The 2,332-nt window shown below is 77.1% G+C and carries 3 protein-coding genes; 1 reads left to right on the plus strand and 2 read right to left on the minus strand.

Annotated elements, in window-relative coordinates; all coding sequences use genetic code 11:
• Positions 1–356: DUF4184 family protein (locus tag BI06_RS41705; RefSeq protein WP_149030659.1), on the minus strand; the 356-nt coding region annotated here is incomplete at its 3' end.
• 218 nt (positions 357–574) lie between these two features.
• Positions 575–1,642, minus strand: coding sequence for an NUDIX domain-containing protein (locus tag BI06_RS41710; protein ID WP_030396927.1), 1,068 nt, complete (start codon positions 1,640–1,642; stop codon positions 575–577).
• Between the two features lie 385 nt (positions 1,643–2,027).
• Between BI06_RS41710 and BI06_RS41715 the strand changes: the two genes are divergently transcribed.
• A partial coding sequence (locus BI06_RS41715; RefSeq protein ID WP_233290524.1) for a PfkB family carbohydrate kinase occupies positions 2,028–2,332 on the plus strand: 305 nt, incomplete at its 3' end.

Genomic DNA, 2,332 nt, shown 5'->3' on the forward strand with positions numbered 1-2,332 from the left:
GCGAACCAGGCGAGGTCCGCCCCGGTCGGGCGCCCCCGACCGGCCCGGCGGACCGTCAGCGCCTCGGCCGCGCCGGACCACGGCGGCGGCAGCAGCGCGACCAGCGGCCCGCGCACCAGCCCGTGCCAGCCCGCCACCAGCCCGGCCGCGAGCGCCACGTCCACCGTCGGCACCCCCCACCAGCGGTGGGTCGCCCCGCCGTACCGGTAGACCCCGGGCAGCAGCGACTCGGCGAAGAACGGCACGTCCGGCGCCATCGAGCCGGCGACCAGCGCGGACGCGACCAGCGGCCCGCGCTCCCCCGCCAGGCGCAGCAGGGGCAGGACGGCGGCCGGGTGACTCAGGGTGAACGGCATGGCTCCATCCTGCCGCGCCCGGTCACTGCCGCCGCACCCGCCCCGCACGGCTCGTCCCGCCCACCACCACCCACCGGGCACCGTTCCCGGAACGCCGAAGCGGCCGGCCCGGCCGAGGACGCCGGACCGACCGCTCCCACCGACCCGGCCGCCGGACCCCGGGCCGGGCCTGCCCCGGGCCCGACCTGCCCCGGGCCGGGCCCGACCAACGGGTCCGCTCAGGCCGCGTCCGCCGTCGACGCCAGCCCCACCCCCGCCCGCCGCCCGGCCTCCAGGTAGCGCAGTTCCCCGCAGCGCCGGGCGTCCAGCGCCGCGGCGAGCCGCCGGTAGCGCCCGGGCGGCAGCAGCCCGGAGGCCTCCTCCAGGCTGACGAAGCGCCAGCTCCGCAGCTCGTCCTGCTGGAGCAGCAGCCCCTGCCGGGCGGTGGCGTCCAGCAGGCCGCCGTCGTAGACCAGGCGCAGCCCGCCCCGGCGCGGGCCGGTGCGCGGCTCCCAGTCGACGGCGAGCAGCCGCAGCGTGGCCGGGTCCAGCCGGAGGCCGAGTTCCTCGGCGGTCTCCCGCAGCGCGGCGTCGGTCGGCGCCTCGCCGCGTTCGACCACCCCGCCGGGGAACTCCCAGTCCGGCTTGTAGACCGGGTCGACGAGCAGCACCCGGTCCTGCTCGTCGAAGAACAGGACGGCGGCGGCCACGGTGTCCCCGGTGGGATCGGGGCTCTGCACGATCGGGCAGCGGGCCGACCCGTCGCCCACCAGCTGGGCGAGTCTGGCGGCGGTCTCCTGCGGGGTGAGTCCGGAGGTGTCGACGAGCCGGGCGTCCCGGCGCAGCCAGCGGCGGGCGGCGAGGTAGCGGGGCACGTGCTCCAGGCACCACTGCCGGATCCGTTCGCTGCGCTCGGGATCGTCGGGCACCTCCTCGCGCTGGGCAATGCGCGCACGCAGGATCGTTTCTTCAGGGTCCAGGACGAGGTGGTGCACCGCGATGCCGTTGGAGGCCAGTGAACCGAAGATCTCGTCCCGGTAGTCCTCCCGCAGCAGCGTCATCGGGACCACCAGCGGCCCGGGCACCTCCCCGAGCAGCGCCGCCGCCGTCTCGGGGACGAGCCGCCGCCAGGCCGGCAGCTCCTGGAAGTCCGACACCGCCGCCATCCGGTCGGCCGGCAGCATCGCCCGCAGCCCGAAGCCGACCAGCTCGGGATCGAACAGCATGCTGCCGGGCAGCAGCTCCACCAACTCGCGACAGGCGCTCGTCTTGCCCGCCCCGAACGTGCCATTGACCCAGACGATCACTAACGTCCCCTGTTTCTCGACCTCCCCCGGTGCCGTTCGCACCGGGCGGCGCCCCCGTCAGCCGAACCAGCGCCACCCGAGGTGGTACCCGCGCCGCGCCGTTCCCCATACCTCCACGTCGGCCCGGCTCATGGCGGTTCCCGGTTCCGTTTGACAGCGGCATGTGCCCAGGTCAGAGGGCCTACCACGGGGCCGCTGCAACCCCCGCCGCGCCGGAGCGCGCACCCCTGGGCACCGGAGTCCGGCAGCACGGCGCGCGCCCCCTCCGCACCTCGTACGCCCCACCGTCAGTACACCCCACCGTCCGTACGCCCCACCCCGCCCGGGGGGGCGCCGGGCCGGGCCCGTGCTTGCCCATCGGCGGCCGAACGCATAGAGAGGAACGATGACCGCACCCAGTACGCCCGGCCGCGTCGTGGCCATCGGCTCCGTGAACATCGACCGCATCCTGCGCTGCCCCGTCCTCCCGGCCCCCGGGGAGACCGTCCTCGCGGCCGGCTCCGCCCAGGGCTTCGGCGGCAAGGGCGCCAACCAGGCCGTGGCGGCGGCCGCCATGGGCGCGCCGACCTGCCTGGTGGCCCGGGTCGGCGCCGATGCCGAGGGCCGGGCCGCGGTGGCCGACCTCCGGGCGGCCGGAGTGGCGACCGACGCCGTGCGCACCGACCCGGACGCGCCCACCGGGCTGGCCGT

Origin of the sequence: Kitasatospora sp. MBT66, assembly GCF_000710405.2 — a bacterium.
GTDB lineage: Bacteria > Actinomycetota > Actinomycetes > Streptomycetales > Streptomycetaceae > Kitasatospora > Kitasatospora purpeofusca.